Origin of the sequence: Litorilituus lipolyticus, assembly GCF_006439335.1 — a bacterium.
Classification (GTDB): domain Bacteria; phylum Pseudomonadota; class Gammaproteobacteria; order Enterobacterales; family Alteromonadaceae; genus Colwellia; species Colwellia lipolytica.
Genome location: NZ_SAWY01000010.1, coordinates 1 through 15600, shown reverse-complemented (window position 1 = coordinate 15600; position 15600 = coordinate 1). Strand labels below are relative to the sequence as shown.

Genomic DNA, 15600 nt, shown 5'->3' with positions numbered 1-15600 from the left:
AAGTCGCATTATTTTATAGGCTATTGGCTATAAAGCCAATGTATAACCTTAAAGTATCTTATAAAACTAAAGAAAATTAATTTGAAAGCACTTTAATACTACCATTAACACTTTCAAGACTTATTTTTGCGCCACCTTGACCAATGTTTCCTTTTAAATTTTTACCAACAAAAGAATTCTTTTCTGCACGTAAACCAAAGTCTGTTTTGATACTGCCATGCATGGTATCAATATCTAATTTAGCATTTGCATTATCAGGTAAATAAAGTTTAATACTGCCATTAACCGTTTCAATTTCTACATCATCAACCATAGATGAGTCAAACGTTTGATAATACGCTTTAATACTGCCATTCACTGAGCTTAATTCGCTATCTTTTTGTAGCCCTGTCGCTTTAATTGAGCCATTTACTAATTGAGCTTCTACTTCACCATGAACATCTTCAATAGTTAAGCTACCATTAACTAACTCAATATCTTCAAGGTTTGTTTTAGCAGGCACCCAAACTTTATAACTTACTTCACCTGAGCTGTGACGATTGCTTCGATGACTTTTTTCATATTCCGTTATCACACTAACTCTTTTGCCGTTTTGGTTCATATTGACTTTAATGCGATCTCTATCTTCTTGATTATCTGCTTCAATTGTTGCAACCACTTTAATATTATTTTCACTCCAACTAACAATATCTACAGAACCGTTGATGTTAGAAAGGCTAAAAGTACTATTATCTTCAACACTAAATGAATTCTCGATTGTTTCATTAATGTCTGCAAATGCTGATAAGCTAACCGAGCTCACTAATACGACTGCTGCAACACTTTTTTTAATTGAATAGTTCATGTAATTTCCTTTTGTTTTATAGTGACTACGAAGAGTCTTTCGCTTTATTTTAATTATTAGATGTAAGGCTGTTTAAAAAGGTTTAAATTAACTTAATAAATTTTTTAACTTTCTAATATGATGAATAAAACATTGAACATTCAATTATTACTCACTGGCGACGAATTAATGTCAGGTGATATTCTTGATAGCAATTCAGCGATGATAGCTCAAGAGCTGAAAAACTTAGGATTAGAGCTGACAAAAAAAACTACCGTTGGTGACAACCTTGAATTACTTACAGCTGAAATTAATGCTATTTCACAACAAGCTGATATTCTTATTATCAATGGCGGTCTAGGTCCAACCATTGACGATTTAACCGCCCTTGCCTTAGGTAAAGCAACATCACAAGCATTAGAACAGCATCCTCAGGCTGTTGAACAAATAAAAGCATGGTGTGAAAAGCGAAATAGCCCACTTAATGAACCAAACTTAAAGCAAGCATACTTACCTAAGGGATGCACTATCATACCGAATAAAAACGGCAGTGCACCTGGCTTTATTGTGTCACACCAGCAATGTGATATTTATTGCACTCCAGGAGTCCCTCATGAATTAAAATCTATGTTACTTGAACATATGATTCCTGCCATCGCAAAATTAGTTCCAAGTAACACAGTTTCTGACACAATTCGTTTACAAGTATTTGGTTTAGGTGAATCATCTTTACAAAAAACTATTAATGAGCAACTCCCTGACTGGCCTGATGATATTGAAATTGGTTTTCGTGCTGGAATTCCGCTACTTGAGGTAAAATTAACATGTCGCAGTAAACAAGCATTGCAGCAAAAAGAGCTGTGGCTAGTGAAATTAAAAAGTTTATTAGGTGATCATTATATTGAAACGGTGCAAGGCTCTCCAAAAGCATTGGCTGAACACACACTATTTTTACTGCAACAAAGCAACTACCAAATAAGCTGTGCTGAATCTTGCACGGGTGGCTTGATTGCAAGCTTGCTAACTAATATAAGCGGCTCTTCGAAAAGCTTTGAAGCGGGTTATGTTACTTATAGCAACGCAATGAAAATAGATATGCTTTCAGTCAAACCTGAGCTAATTGAACAACACGGTGCAGTTAGCCAACAAGTCGTACTTGCAATGGCAAAAGGCGCACTAGTTAGGTCAAAGTCTGATTTGGCCATTGCTGTATCAGGTATAGCTGGGCCTGATGGTGGCAGCGAAGAAAAGCCTGTTGGAACAGTTTGGATAGCATGGGGATCTAAAGAGCACTTACAAAGTCAGTGCTTGCTTTTACCCTTATCTAGAAAATACTTTCAACAGTATGTAGCACATATAGCGCTAGATCTCATACGACGTCGATTACTAAATTCAACAGAGACTCCAAATTATGTAATAGAGCGAGGAGTTTAGTTATTGAACTAAGCCCTTTATTAGACATGATTATCAGTTTAAAACATCACATTTAGCACTAAAAAGATGATAAATACTAAGAGTCACACTTTAGCCTATGATATATATTGCGTAGTCCGTAAAAAATTTATATATTGAAACTAAATAAACAAAGGTGTTCATCAAGTTAGGGGCATATTTTGATAGAGAAAAATTTTATTACCAGTGGCCGGAATACGATTATTCATAAAATTAAGAAATTCGACTTAATTATTATTAATGGTGACAAGCCTGTGGTCATAGTAAGTCACCGAGGTATTGGGATTTACAAAGGAGAAATTCCAAGTAAACGTTCAATAGCTAAAAAAGCCTACCAAGATATTGTCGATGTGACGGCCGTCGAAGTTTTTGGAGAAGAAAAAACCTTACTGTTTGTTCAAGCACTAGACGGTGTTGAATACAAAATTGATTATAGTAAGGAAGGCACAGGTAACTTTATAAAGATTCATCAAACACATTATATTTAATGAATAAATGCAGTTAAAATCTTTAAAGATTTTATAATATTTATTAATACCTAACACTAGATTAAAAATTTACCTACTGTTAGGTGGAGCATATCCTTCATGACTAAAGCTAGTTTAATAAACAACGATAAAAATAATGTTGACTTGCTATTAGAGCCGATTAAAGACGGAGAAACAATTTCTGCTTTAACAATTAAAGAACTAATCGGCGCATCAGATTTTAAAGATTTATATGTCAATGAGAACAATATTAAAAATGCGATAGCTGAGCTCAATGACGTTTTAAAGCCCCTTCAAGAAAAACAAGTAGGCCGAGAGATTCGTTATCAAGTACTTGAACGAATTGATGCGACTATAAATATCTCCATTGAAAGCGATGAAATGGAAGCTTCAGCTGAAATTACCACAGCACAGGGTGGTCAACACTTAACAGCGAAAGCCATATTAACCGCTGCACAAGAGGCAGGAGTTAAAAAGGGCTTTAGTAAAGAGCATTTAGTCAAACTTGCCCAGTTGGCCGCTAAAGAAGCGCCAAATAACCAAGTTGTGATGCAAATAGCCTCAGGCAAAGTAGCAATAAATGGTAAAGATGCGGTTATCAAGCCACTTGTTGAAAGCGCTCAAACACGCATTTTAAAGCCTAAAAAAAGAGAAGATGGCAGTGTTGACATGCGTGATTTGGGTGACATTATTTGCGTAAAAGTTGGTGATCCTCTTGCTAAAAAAATCCCGTTAACCCAAGGAAAACAAGGCTATACGGTTACGGCAACACCACTTGAACCTGAGCCAGGAAATGATATAGAGCTTATTTCAGGCGAAGGTACATGTATTAGTGCTAAAAATGAAAACATTCTCGTTTCAGAAAAAGTTGGTTTACCAAAATTGATTGATAATGGAATGGAAGTAGATGAAATCTACAAAATAAAAGATGTTACCGTTGCTACAGGCAACATCAACTTTACTGGTAGTGTCATGATTGAAGGGGATGTTACCGAAGGTATGACTGTTATTGCCAGTGGTGATATCACTGTGGGTGGATTTGTTGAGTCAGCAACACTTGAAGCTGGTGGCGATATAACTATTTCAGGTGGCATAATCGGTCGAAAATATGATGTTGAAAAAACAGAAGTTACTGATGTCGCGATGAGCGTCAACATTAGCGCAAAAGGCAGTATTTTTGCCAAGTATGGCCAATATGCTCAAATAAATTGTGGGCAGGATGTCCGTATTGAAAATCAATTACTCCATAGTATATTAAATATTAACGGCCGCCTTTGGTTAGGTAAAGAAGAGACTGCTGACGGTAAATTAATTGGTGGCTATATTAAAGCAGGTACATCAGTACAAGCAGGTATGGTAGGTGCAACCGCAGGCAGTAACACCATTATTAATTTTGAGCATAAAATTTTAAAATTTAAAGAGCAGATACATGATGTTGAGGAAAAATTAAAAGCTACCTCAGAGAGTACGACTGAATTAAAGAATGCTGTTAACAAATTAAAAAAACTCCCAAAAGATAAAGCAAAACCTGAACTATTAACCAAAGTTGTTGCTAGTTATCAAGTACACGCTAAAGAAATGGGCATCATTTTAGAAGAGAAAGCTTCACTAGAAACAAACCTTCAAGATTATATGTGTAGTGTTTATATCCTCGCTAACGAAAAACTATATCATGGTGTTGAGATGATAGTTGGTGATTTTCATGATAGATCTCGTCGTGAGTACGGACCGAGTAAAATGCGATATTATGAACGAAAAATACACATTGAAGCACTTGTGCATAGTGAATAATTTAAATTTATGAAAAAATCATCCAGTTTCTTGTTAGGTATTGTCTTTATAGTGACTTCATTGACTTCACCTATGTCATTAGCTTTTAGCCAGCAATGTTCAATCAACCTTAACTATGGTGTGATCATTAACCCTACTCATATTAGGATTGTTGAACGTGGTCAAACTCAAGTGCAAATCAATAATGATGACCAATTATTTATACAAGGACGAGAACATCAACTCAATGACGAGCAAAAGTTATTGTTTAAACAATTTTCAACCGGTATCCGAGAACAATTCCCCGAAATCATCGCTATAGCAATTGAAGGGGTAGACATCGGTCTAAAAGCTGTCAATGAAGTTATTGGGGGATTAACAGGTGAAAACAGTGCGTCCCAGCAAAATGTTCAGGCTAAGTTCGAAGAACTTAAATGGCGTATACGAACTCGCTTTAACCAAAGTGCAAATAATTATTATATTGCGCCGCAAGATTTAAATGATTTTGAGGAGTTATTTGCTGGAGAGTTTGAACAAGAAATTGAAGAAGTAATCCAAGAATCTATTGGCACTATTTTGAAAGCCGTAGGTCAATCACTCATTAAAGATGATAATCGCTATGAAGGTGGAAATGGAGAAGAACGCATTACCACATTTGACGAACGTATGGCTGGCATGAGTAAAGGGCTAGAATTAGCTGTCAGTGAGCGAGCGAAGGCATTAGAAGATAAAGCAAAAGAGTATTGTGAACAACTTACGGAGTTAGATAATATTGAATCTAAACTGCAACAAACAATTCCTGCTTTGCAGCCATTTAACCTTATTGAAACTAACTTATAATAGCCAACACTCCTTTATAAATTAATCTTTAATAAATGCTCATAAAAAAACGCTACATTTGCATGTAGCGTTTTTAAGTTATATATCATGAATGTGCACTTAACTTAGCACTTTCAGAAAATAACAATTACATATTTGGATAGTTTGGCCCACCAGTTCCCTCTGGAGCAACCCAAGTAATATTCTGTGTTGGATCTTTAATATCACAGGTCTTACAGTGAATACAGTTCTGCGCATTTATTACTAATTCATCACCAGACTCTGCTATTTCGTATACACCTGCAGGGCAGTATCGTTGAGCTGGCTCATCGTATTTCGCTAAATTAACTGTAATTGGTATGTTGCTATCTTTTAATTTTAAGTGACAGGGTTGCTCTTCTTCATGGTTAGTATTTGATAAAAATACCGATGAAAGCTTATCGAACGACAGTGTATTATCTGGCTTAGGGTAATTTATTACCGGTGCTTCACTCGCTAACTTTAATTGCTCATGATCTAATGAATCATCTTTAAAGTTGAACGGTAACTTTCCACCAAAGAAATTTTGATCGATGGTGTTATAAGCACCACCTAAGAAGGTACCAAACTTATGCATAGCCGGACCAAAATTGCGAGTGTTGTATAATTCATCGTATAACCAAGAGTTCTGATATTTCTCTGTGAATAGAGTTATATCTTGCTTGCCTTCTTCTGCAATACCGTCTGCAGTAAGTAGTGTTTCTGCAATGGCTTCTGCGGCTAACATACCCGATTTCATTGCAGTGTGATTACCTTTAATTTTCGCAAAGTTAATCGTTCCTGCATCACAACCTACAAGCAAAGCCCCTGGCATAGTCATTTTTGGCAGTGAGTTAAACCCGCCTTTTGCCATCGCTCTTGCGCCATAAGAAACACGCTTACCACCTTTTAGGTATTGGCTAATCTTAGGATGATGTTTATAACGCTGAAACTCATCAAAAGGACTTAAGTGTGGATTGCTGTAATTTAAGTCAACGATTAAGCCAACAAATACTTGGTTATTTTCTGCGTGGTATAAATAACCACCACCATTGGTATCACTGTCTAATGGCCAACCTGCAGTATGTACCACCAATCCTTCTTGATGATTTTCTGGATCGATATCCCAAATCTCTTTAAAACCTATGCCATAGTGTTGCGGTGAAGAATTTTCATCTAGGCTAAACTTCGAGATTAATTCTTTACCTAGGTGACCGCGACAACCTTCGGCAAAAACCGTATATTTCGCTCGAAGTTCCATACCTGGCATAAAAGAATCTTTCTGATTTCCTTCTGTATCTAATCCCATATCTCCAGTAATAATGCCGCCGACACTGCCATCTTCATTATAAATGACTTCTTGAGCAGGAAAACCTGGAAATATTTCGACACCTAATTGCTCTGCTTGTTCTGCTAACCAACGACAAACGTTACCCATGCTCACAATATAGTTATTATCATTATGCATAGTCTTTGGTACTGCAAAACCTGGTAACTTTGTTCCTTTACTTTCATTATTCAGTAAATAAATATCATCGCCAGTCACTTTTGTTGAAAGCGGCGCATTCTTTTCTTGCCAGTCAGGAAATAATTCATTTAATGATCTTGGTTCAAACACCGCACCTGAAAGAATATGAGCGCCAACTTCAGAGCCTTTCTCAACAACACAAACCATTAACTCTTGCTCTTTCTCTTGAGCTAATTGCATAAGACGACAGGCTGTAGATAGACCAGCAGGACCTGCACCAACAATTACTACGTCAAAATCCATCGATTCGCGTTCCATAAAATCTCCCACTAATATTCTATTTATCAAGTTTAATTCTTTAAAATTCAAACAGGCGTTTGATATTCAAACAGGTGTTTGATAGTATCTTATTACAGATAGCCAAGCAAGCGGTTAATAAGCTGCCTTAATAAGCTTTTCTCTTGATTGTATCTTAGTTTAAAAGTTTTCACCAAGATTACGTTGACGTTTACGTAAACCAAGAGTATCTTTTATCTATAATTTATAGCAAAACGTATTTACTTATTTACAAACCTGATCAGAGGCAATAATGAAAGTATTAGTTCCGATAAAGCGTGTGATTGACTATAACGTCAAAGTACGTGTGAAGCCCGACAATTCAAATGTTGATCTTGCCAATGTAAAAATGGCAATCAACCCGTTCTGTGAAATCGCTGTAGAAGAAGCAGTTCGATTAAAAGAAGCAGGTAATGCAACAGAAGTTATCGCTGTTTCGATTGGTGATAAATCATGCCAAGAACAGTTGCGTACAGCCCTAGCTTTAGGTGCAGATCGCGCGATTCAAATTGAAGCTGAAGGTGAACTTGATTCACTTAATATTGCTAAGTTATTACAAAAAGTTGTTGAAGAAGAGCAACCTCAGTTGGTTATTCTCGGTAAGCAATCTATTGATAGTGACAACAACCAAACTGGCCAAATGCTTGCTGCCTTAACAGGATTAGCTCAAGGTACATTCGCTTCTGAAGTTAAAATTGATGGTGATAAAGTGAATGTTACTCGTGAAGTTGATGGGGGACTTCAAACTGTCGCTCTTAACCTACCTGCAATTGTTACTACTGATTTACGTCTTAATGAACCACGTTATGCTTCATTACCTAATATTATGAAAGCCAAGCGTAAACCTTTAGACGTTAAGTCAGCAGCTGATTTTGGCATAGACTTATCACTGCGAACAAAAGTATTAAAAGTTACCCCTCCTGCAGAGCGTGAAGCTGGTATTGTAGTGGAAACTGTTGATGAATTAGTAGAAAAATTAAAGAACGAAGCTAAGGTGATCTCATGAGTATTTTAGTTATTGCTGAACACGATAACAGCACATTAAAAGCTGAAACATTAAAAACTGTTGCAGCAGCCCAAGCCATGGGTGGTGATATCACATTATTAGTGGCTGGTTCAAACTGCCAAGCAGTTGCCGATGCAGCAAGTAAAGTTAACGGTGTATCTAAGGTACTCCTGTGTGACAACGCTGCTTATGAACATCAACTTGCAGAGAACATGAGTTTATTAGTTACTGAACTTGCTGCTGACTATGATCACATTGTCGCAACAGCGCTAACAACAGGTAAAAACTTTATGCCTCGCGTTGCCGCTTTATTAGATGTTGCACAGGTTTCAGACATTATTGCTGTAGAAAGTGCTGACACTTTCGTTAGACCTATTTACGCTGGTAATGCAATAGCTACGGTTCAAAGCTTAGATGCTAAAAAAGTTATTACGGTGCGAGCCACAGGTTTTGATGCTGTTGCCACCGACGACAATGCAAGTATAGAAACTATTGATACGGTTTGCGATGCAGGTACTTCAAGTCATGTTAGTGATGAACTAACAGAATCAGAGCGTCCAGATCTTGGTGCAGCGAGTATCGTTATCTCTGGTGGTCGAGGTATGCAAAACGGTGAGAATTTCAGTTTACTTGAAGGTATCGCAGATAAACTTGGTGCCGCAATTGGTGCATCACGTGCTGCAGTAGATGCTGGCTTTGTACCAAACGATATGCAAGTGGGTCAAACTGGTAAAATTGTAGCACCTGATTTATATATCGCTGTTGGTATTAGTGGTGCGATTCAACACCTTGCAGGCATGAAAGATTCTAAAGTGATCGTTGCAATCAATAAAGATCCAGAAGCTCCTATCTTCCAAGTAGCTGATTACGGTATTGTTGCAGATCTATTTGATGCATTACCAGAATTAGAAAGTAAGTTATAAATTTTAACCGCTTTAATCAGTTAAAATTTTGATATAATAAAACCACTCTAGTAGTGGTTTTATTTTGTCTAAAATAAAGCTAACCATGTTAAAGCGACATATACAATGAAAGAAAAATTAACGAGTTTAAGTGATTTAGCCTCAGCTTTTGGTAAAGACACACCTTCATCACCGGAAAAACAAAATGATAGCTCTAATAAAGACAACCTAGTCTATTCAACAAGCAGTGGTCGAATTAAGCCTAATACAACTAATGAAACGATTTCAGAAAGTGATGGCTATGCCAAAGTAAGACGAGAAACAAAAGGTAGAAAAGGTAAAGGTGTAGTGACTATCACGGGTTTAGGTTTAGATAATAATGCACTTAAAGCTTTAGCTAAAAAATTAAAGAAAACTTGCGGCACAGGCGGCACTGTAATTGATGAAGTTATTGAAATTCAAGGAGATAAACGAGAAGCTATTAAGGCTGTTCTTGAAAAGGAAGGCTTTAAAGTCAAATTTATTGGTGGCTAGGTTAAACTGACCGTTGTCAAAAGAGAGCGGCTAAAGCTCTTCTCTGAGGTAATACAACTAGTTAATCTGTAGTTAACAACCTAAAAAAACCAGCAGTTCTATAATGAATATTGTTTACGTCCAGATAAAGCATGAGATAAAGTATTACCATCAACATACTCTAACTCTCCACCAACAGGCACACCATGAGCAATACGCGACATACTTATACTATATTCATTAGCTAGCTCGGCAATATAGTGAGCAGTCGCTTCCCCTTCTACGGTGGGGTTAGTTGCTAATATGACTTCTTCAAACTGACCGCTAGCAAATTGCTTTGCTAATATATCCAAACCTAAATCATTAGGGCCAATACCATCAATTGGAGATAAATGCCCCATCAAGACAAAATATTTACCAGTAAACTCTCCTGTTTGTTCAATAGCGATAACATCTCCAGGACTTTCAACAATACATAAATTCGTTGATAATTTTCGCTTAGGGCTTTGGCATATTTCACATAAATCAAACTCTGTAAAATTTCTACATTCTTGGCAATGTCCGATTTCTGTCATCGCCTTTTCTAACGAGTGAGCTAATTTAGCTCCACCTTTCCTATTTCGCTCTAAAAGATGAAAAGCCATACGTTGAGCTGATTTAGCCCCTACCCCTGGCAAGCATTTAAGTGCGTCTATTAATTCTTGAACTACAGGGCTGAACTTCATGGCAATCTCGCAATCGATATATTTAATTAGCAATAAGTGTTTTGTGTTTTTAACTTAAAAAAAACAGGTATGAGAAAACTCCAATACCTGTTTATACATAAATAATGTGGTGTTTTTAAAACGGCATTTTCATACCTGGCGGTAATTGCATACCACCAGTAAGTGCACCCATTTTTTCTTTATTTTGCTCTTCTACACGACGTACTGCATCATTAACAGCTGCGGCTAATAAATCTTCAATCATATCCTTATCATCTTCCATCAAGCTTTCATCAAGCTCAACACGGCGAACGCTATGACTACCCGTCATAGTAACTTTAACCATTCCTGCACCCGCTTCACCAATAACTTCCATATTAGCTAATTCTTCTTGAGCTTTAGCCATTTTTGCTTGCATTTGTTGGGCTTGCTTCATCAAATTGCCCATACCGCCTTTCATCATTTATCTCTCCAAAATCTTAAAACTAAATTCTATAAATTTATTATAACCTGATGCCGTGTTTACAGCATCAATTAATCAATTAACTTTTCGATAACATGTATTACCATATTCTACCATTAATGAGCTTGAATAGTTTCTTCATCAAGCTCAGCCTGAAAAACTTGCTGAAGCGCTTTTATTGTTACATCCTCAAAAAGTAACGCTTTAGCGTAATCATATCGCTTATCATTAATATGAGATTGTATTTGATATGGATCGGCAACCGTTTTATCAACTAACTCTATTGTTACTGTAATTGATTTTGCCAAAAATTGGCAGATGTAATCTTGCAATTGTTGTTGAGCTAACTCAGTGTTTAAGTGTTTTGTCGCCTGATCTAACTGTAGGATTAAATGCTCATCAGTTGAGTTTTCACCGATCGTCGCATGTATAGCCAATTGTCTTATTCTGGCAGTGAGTTCCATAGCGTCAATCATATGAGCCCATTTATCAACTTGATTGGCTTTTTTAATGACTGCTGGATCAATATGCTCTTCACTATATGGAACAGTCGGCTCTGGCAGTATGTTTTTTATTACTTCCTGCTCTTGAGCTTCTTCTGGTGTACCTTGCGCCTCAGAGTCTACTGGTTCATGATTATGACGCTGACTAGCGCCATCAGACTTTTTTGTTTGCTGCTCCAATTGCTTTTTACGACTTCGAAGCATATTTCGAGTGGCTAAAACTGCGCTTACCGGACTGACAATTTCTACATGGTCACTTTCTTTGACAACTTGTTCGGCATCAATTGCCTGTTCAGAACTTTGTTGCTCACTTTTAACCAAATGGACTTCATCAAAGCTCTTTTCATCAACAATATTTTGAGTTGTTGACATTGAAAGTGCTTGAGCATTTTCCTCTATAGCGACCATCTGTTCATTAAGTGAAGATGTTTCTTCTGCTGTAGAGGCATTATTAACAGGTATATGGCTCGCAATTAGCTCTGCATCACCATCTGCTTCAATTAATTCCTTATGCTCAACATTTTGAACATTTTCTTTTTGCTTCTCACTTGGCAAACTAAAGTGATTATCATTGCTCGTCTCGCTAGATACATTCACAACACCAGCTTCACTTTCAAAGGCTTTAGGCTTAACCAAATTTGTTTCAGGCAGAGATTCAACACATAGGTCGACTGATACTGATTGCTCTGTAACAGCTTTTGCGCTACCTCTTTTCATTGGCTTAAAGGCATACAAACGTAACAACGTCATATCAAAAGCGGCTTGTTCATCCGCAGCATAAGGCAAATCTTTACGGCCATTTAACGCTATTTGATAATACAATTGAACATCTTCAGCAGACATAGCGTTGGCAAAGTTTTTCAACAAACTCACTTGCTCTGCTGGTAGATCGAAATGCTGTTCCACAATTTGCATCAATGCCACTTGGTGAAAAAGCTGAATTAATTCTGCAAATAAACGATTATAACTTGGGGCGTAAGAAGCGATTTCTTGAGATAGTGACATTAACCCTTCACCATCTTGCTTTAATAATACAATAAGGATTTTATAAACCCAATTATGGTCAATCCCTCCAAGCATTTGCTGAATATTATCGAGGGTTATGTTTCCTTGTCCTTGAGCTATGGCTTGATCAGTTAAACTTAACGAATCTCGCATACTGCCACGTGCAGCTTTAGCAATTAAAGTGAGACAACCTGACTGATGAGCAACCGCCTCTTGGGTTAGTATTTCTTCTAACTTAGCTTCTATTTGTTTTACCGTTAAGGCTTTTAAATGAAATTGCAAACAGCGTGATAAAACAGTAACTGGCAGTTTTTGCGGATCAGTCGTCGCTAAAATAAATTTCACATGAGTTGGTGGCTCTTCAAGCGTTTTCAATAAAGCATTAAAACTATGCCTAGATAGCATGTGCACTTCATCAATAAGGTAGACCTTATAGCGACCTCTCGTAGGAGCATATTGCACGTTATCAAGGATTTCCCTGGTATCATCAACTTTGGTTTTGGAAGCAGCATCAACTTCTAACAAGTCAATAAAATGACCGCTATCAATATCTAAACAAGTCTGACATTGACCACATGGTGTATCCGTTATCCCTTGCTCACAATTTAAGCTTTTAGCAAAAATTCTTGCAATCGTTGTTTTACCTACACCTCGAGTGCCAGTAAATAGATAAGCATGGTGAATACGCTGCTGAGATAAAGCATTAGCTAGAACACTAACAACATGTTCTTGCCCCATAAGCTGTTGAAAGTTTTTAGGACGCCACTTTCTTGCTAAGACTTGGTAACTCATAAAACATTTTACTCAACTTACAATTGGATACAGAAAATAAAGAGCCTAATACCGTAATATAATAACTAAGCGTATATGACATAGCACTTTTACGGTATTAACCGTGTTAATAATCATAATGTCAATCGAAAAGGTTAATCAATAACTCTGATCAATTCACATACAAGCTATAGTACTTTATCGTTACATAGAAAGGAATTCTATTAAGGAGGATTTACCACGAAACGTGTCAATTAAAATGCTAGTAAACTATGCTTCTGAATGCATAGAAAATTTCTCTTGAGGGCTATAAAACCCCATACTTACTAATTTTTCAATAAGCATTTCGGCATTTACAGGCTTACATAGCACATCAGAAAAGAGAGCAAACTCTTCTAACTGGCTAACAACATCAAGCCCTTGCGTTGTCATAAATAGGATAGGTACTTCTGCACACGACTCAGTTTGTTTTAAATTTTTACTAAGCTGAACACCATTCATTAATGGCATTAAATGATCAATTATATAGAGTTCAAAATCAGCACTCTGTGCTTTTTCAAAAGCATCAAGCCCATTTGAAGCCGTTTCAACATGGTAACCTAGTTGAGACAGGATTAACTCCAAACTATCTTTAACGGCTTGCTTATCATCTACTAAAAGTATGTTCATTTAAAATTATGCGCTCTAAAACTAATAAGTTTCAACATTAGTAAGGCTGCGCATATTACCCTATTAGCTCATAAGGGAACAGAAATTACTTAAATAAAAACAAACTTTATTAGAGCATTTACACTGACTTATATGCTAACGCATTAATAAAACAAAGCTTTAGCACTGAGAGTTATTTTTGCTTCTTTAACGTCAATTTACTACGGCTACTTTTGCTTGATGATTCCGAGTTTGGTGAATTGGCATATGGGTTCATGTAGATACTACTGGCATTAGGTCGAGCACCTTGAACGGAATCAGCTTTTTGTTTCTTATAAGTAGATTTAGATTTATCAGCTACTTTATTTGGAGCCTTGACTTTCTCTTTCCTTGGGACAAAAAACTGCTTATCAATCGCCTTTAGAAAGTTCCTAAGCACTTGGTTTTTACATTCTCGATAATGTTTATGCTCTACTTTTCGAGAAAAAGCACTTAGCTCAGGTTTGCTCAATTTGAAGTTGACTGTAGCCAACATTGTAATAATATCATCGGCTTTTAAATTTAATGCAATTTTTAGCTTAGTTAGAATAATATTGTTGGTTAACTTTGTTTCAATTTCTGCAGGCTGCCCGTCTTTTTTACCGCGCATTTTGTCAATGAAGCCATTTAAAAAAGCAGCAAAAAAATAGTCAGAGCATGATTCAAAGTTTTCATCTTCTTCTTTTTTCAACCAACCATTAACTTGTGCATTAGTCGTTTTTACTCCCACCAAAGAGAGTAAAGCAACCATTTCATTATCATTCCAATTAAAGGTATAACGTAAACGGCGTAAAATATCATTGTTAGTCAAATTGAATTCCTGATGCTTTATTAGGACCCATATTATACCTTATGAGACGCACACAGCAAAAGCCATAAAATCGATTCATCTAGCTTTAAAAGTAAATAAACGCTAACGATTTACTTCTATGTATTTGTATAAAAATAATATGAATATGTTAAACATTGGTGCTGTCTACTATGAATGATTAATGATATTTTGTAATATAGAGCGTATTAACCATTCCCTATGGCTGGAAGCCAATTAAGCTGACTATGACAAATTCAACGAAATTTTTAATATCTGTTATACCGACATTTATTTTATTAGCAGGTTGTGCAAATCAGCATAAAATCGCGCAACAAAATTTAGAACCTGTTTCCAACTCTTGTCAAAAACTAGAGTACTTAGTCAATGCCTATAATGACGGATTTGAGCAGTTAAAAGCAGGAGAGATAAAAGCTCGAGCTACTAAGATATGGCATGCTAAATATCATCTAATTGGTGATAATTGTACTATTTGGACTTTGGGTGGTGATAAGACAACATATTCCTGTAACACTATTCAAGTTGAGCAACAGGTAGCCCAAGACTATTACACTAAAGCCATTAAAACTGTTAAGCAGTGCTTAGGAAGTGACTGGCATATTGAGCAGAGTAAAAGATTAAATGATGATGGCGTTAAGGCACAATTTTCAACCAAAGAAAGTGACGTAACTATATCGACTCACTTAGTACCTTCTACGGGTATATTTAACAATACATGGTCAGTATATTATTACATTGGAAAAAACCAATAGGTTGAATTAAAAACTCTCTACTATAAAAAAACGGGCATATGCCCGTTTTTTTTATACAACTTTAACAGTGATTATTTTTTCTTACCTTCGCCACATTTACCTTCACCGCACTTGCCTTTGGCTTTCTTTTTACCTTCGCCACATTTGCCTTCGCCGCACTTGCCTTTGGCTTTCTTTTTACCTTCGCCACATTTGCCTTCACCGCACTTGCCTTTGGCTTTCTTTTTACCTTCGCCACATTTGCCTTCGCCGCACTTGCCTTTGGCTTTCTTTTTACCTTCGCCACATTTG

Annotated in this window: 16 protein-coding genes; 8 read left to right on the top strand and 8 right to left on the bottom strand. The window is 36.6% G+C overall.

Going from position 1 to position 15600, the window contains the following annotated elements; genetic code table 11:
• Nucleotides 1-76: 76 nt before the first annotated feature.
• The gene (locus tag EPA86_RS05995) at nucleotides 77-844 is read right to left on the bottom strand and encodes a DUF4097 family beta strand repeat-containing protein (RefSeq protein WP_140602519.1); all 768 of its coding nucleotides are present in this window, start codon (nucleotides 842-844) and stop codon (nucleotides 77-79) included.
• Nucleotides 845-961: 117 nt separating this feature from the next.
• On the opposite strand from EPA86_RS05995, the gene EPA86_RS05990 reads away from it, so the two are divergent.
• The 4 genes from EPA86_RS05990 (at nucleotide 962) to EPA86_RS05975 (ending at nucleotide 5373) form a co-directional block, all read left to right on the top strand.
• Nucleotides 962-2257: a CinA family nicotinamide mononucleotide deamidase-related protein gene (locus EPA86_RS05990; RefSeq protein WP_246058284.1), complete on the top strand. Its 1296-nt coding sequence runs from the start codon at nucleotides 962-964 to the stop codon at nucleotides 2255-2257.
• Between the two features lie 179 nt (nucleotides 2258-2436).
• Nucleotides 2437-2763 carry a hypothetical protein gene (locus EPA86_RS05985; protein WP_140602518.1) on the top strand — a complete coding sequence of 109 codons (327 nt, stop codon included), beginning with the start codon at nucleotides 2437-2439 and terminating at the stop codon, nucleotides 2761-2763.
• Between the two features lie 99 nt (nucleotides 2764-2862).
• Nucleotides 2863-4554 carry a FapA family protein gene (locus tag EPA86_RS05980; RefSeq protein ID WP_140602517.1) on the top strand — a complete coding sequence of 564 codons (1692 nt, stop codon included), beginning with the start codon at nucleotides 2863-2865 and terminating at the stop codon, nucleotides 4552-4554.
• Between the two features lie 9 nt (nucleotides 4555-4563).
• Nucleotides 4564-5373, top strand: coding sequence for a DUF2884 family protein (locus EPA86_RS05975; protein ID WP_140602516.1), 810 nt, complete (start codon nucleotides 4564-4566; stop codon nucleotides 5371-5373).
• Between the two features lie 127 nt (nucleotides 5374-5500).
• Here EPA86_RS05975 and EPA86_RS05970 read toward each other — a convergent pair whose 3' ends face one another.
• A complete protein-coding gene (locus EPA86_RS05970; RefSeq protein WP_140602515.1) occupies nucleotides 5501-7156 on the bottom strand; it encodes an electron transfer flavoprotein-ubiquinone oxidoreductase in 1656 nt (551 codons plus the stop codon).
• Nucleotides 7157-7427: 271 nt separating this feature from the next.
• On the opposite strand from EPA86_RS05970, the gene EPA86_RS05965 reads away from it, so the two are divergent.
• The 3 genes from EPA86_RS05965 (at nucleotide 7428) to EPA86_RS05955 (ending at nucleotide 9616) form a co-directional block, all read left to right on the top strand.
• A complete protein-coding gene (locus EPA86_RS05965; protein ID WP_140602514.1) occupies nucleotides 7428-8180 on the top strand; it encodes an electron transfer flavoprotein subunit beta/FixA family protein in 753 nt (250 codons plus the stop codon).
• Nucleotides 8177-9103 carry an electron transfer flavoprotein subunit alpha/FixB family protein gene (locus EPA86_RS05960; RefSeq protein WP_140602513.1) on the top strand — a complete coding sequence of 309 codons (927 nt, stop codon included), beginning with the start codon at nucleotides 8177-8179 and terminating at the stop codon, nucleotides 9101-9103. Before EPA86_RS05965 ends, EPA86_RS05960 begins: the two co-directional genes overlap by 4 nt.
• 234 nt (nucleotides 9104-9337) lie before the next feature.
• A complete protein-coding gene (locus EPA86_RS05955; RefSeq protein ID WP_342777392.1) occupies nucleotides 9338-9616 on the top strand; it encodes a translation initiation factor in 279 nt (92 codons plus the stop codon).
• A 98-nt stretch (nucleotides 9617-9714) separates the two neighbouring features.
• Here EPA86_RS05955 and recR read toward each other — a convergent pair whose 3' ends face one another.
• From recR to EPA86_RS05930, 5 genes are all read right to left on the bottom strand, one after another.
• Nucleotides 9715-10320, bottom strand: a complete 606-nt coding sequence (gene recR, locus EPA86_RS05950; RefSeq protein WP_140602511.1) for a recombination mediator RecR — start codon at nucleotides 10318-10320, stop codon at nucleotides 9715-9717.
• 115 nt (nucleotides 10321-10435) lie between these two features.
• Nucleotides 10436-10762 carry a YbaB/EbfC family nucleoid-associated protein gene (locus tag EPA86_RS05945; protein ID WP_140602510.1) on the bottom strand — a complete coding sequence of 109 codons (327 nt, stop codon included), beginning with the start codon at nucleotides 10760-10762 and terminating at the stop codon, nucleotides 10436-10438.
• A 116-nt stretch (nucleotides 10763-10878) separates the two neighbouring features.
• Nucleotides 10879-13062, bottom strand: coding sequence for a DNA polymerase III subunit gamma/tau (gene dnaX, locus EPA86_RS05940; protein WP_140602509.1), 2184 nt, complete (start codon nucleotides 13060-13062; stop codon nucleotides 10879-10881).
• 249 nt (nucleotides 13063-13311) lie between these two features.
• On the bottom strand, nucleotides 13312-13710 hold the full coding sequence (locus EPA86_RS05935) for a response regulator (RefSeq protein WP_140602508.1): 399 nt from the start codon (nucleotides 13708-13710) through the stop codon (nucleotides 13312-13314).
• Nucleotides 13711-13882: 172 nt separating this feature from the next.
• The gene (locus EPA86_RS05930; RefSeq protein WP_140602507.1) at nucleotides 13883-14539 is read right to left on the bottom strand and encodes a YehS family protein; all 657 of its coding nucleotides are present in this window, start codon (nucleotides 14537-14539) and stop codon (nucleotides 13883-13885) included.
• Between the two features lie 245 nt (nucleotides 14540-14784).
• Here EPA86_RS05930 and EPA86_RS05925 point away from each other — a divergent pair, with 245 nt between their 5' ends.
• Nucleotides 14785-15309, top strand: coding sequence for a hypothetical protein (locus EPA86_RS05925; RefSeq protein ID WP_140602506.1), 525 nt, complete (start codon nucleotides 14785-14787; stop codon nucleotides 15307-15309).
• 71 nt (nucleotides 15310-15380) lie between these two features.
• Here EPA86_RS05925 and EPA86_RS05920 read toward each other — a convergent pair.
• On the bottom strand, nucleotides 15381-15600 hold a 220-nt coding region (locus EPA86_RS05920; RefSeq protein ID WP_211664911.1), incomplete at its 5' end, for an HvfA family oxazolone/thioamide-modified RiPP metallophore.

Coding starts and splice junctions, on each gene's coding strand:
- EPA86_RS05995 (WP_140602519.1), bottom strand. CDS start 844: ATGAACTATTCAATTAAAAAAAGTGTTGCAGCAGTCGTATTAGTGAGC.
- EPA86_RS05990 (WP_246058284.1), top strand. CDS start 962: ATGATGAATAAAACATTGAACATTCAATTATTACTCACTGGCGACGAA.
- EPA86_RS05980 (WP_140602517.1), top strand. CDS start 2,863: ATGACTAAAGCTAGTTTAATAAACAACGATAAAAATAATGTTGACTTG.
- EPA86_RS05975 (WP_140602516.1), top strand. CDS start 4,564: ATGAAAAAATCATCCAGTTTCTTGTTAGGTATTGTCTTTATAGTGACT.
- EPA86_RS05970 (WP_140602515.1), bottom strand. CDS start 7,156: ATGGAACGCGAATCGATGGATTTTGACGTAGTAATTGTTGGTGCAGGT.
- EPA86_RS05965 (WP_140602514.1), top strand. CDS start 7,428: ATGAAAGTATTAGTTCCGATAAAGCGTGTGATTGACTATAACGTCAAA.
- EPA86_RS05960 (WP_140602513.1), top strand. CDS start 8,177: ATGAGTATTTTAGTTATTGCTGAACACGATAACAGCACATTAAAAGCT.
- recR (WP_140602511.1), bottom strand. CDS start 10,320: ATGAAGTTCAGCCCTGTAGTTCAAGAATTAATAGACGCACTTAAATGC.
- EPA86_RS05945 (WP_140602510.1), bottom strand. CDS start 10,762: ATGATGAAAGGCGGTATGGGCAATTTGATGAAGCAAGCCCAACAAATG.
- dnaX (WP_140602509.1), bottom strand. CDS start 13,062: ATGAGTTACCAAGTCTTAGCAAGAAAGTGGCGTCCTAAAAACTTTCAA.
- EPA86_RS05935 (WP_140602508.1), bottom strand. CDS start 13,710: ATGAACATACTTTTAGTAGATGATAAGCAAGCCGTTAAAGATAGTTTG.
- EPA86_RS05925 (WP_140602506.1), top strand. CDS start 14,785: ATGACAAATTCAACGAAATTTTTAATATCTGTTATACCGACATTTATT.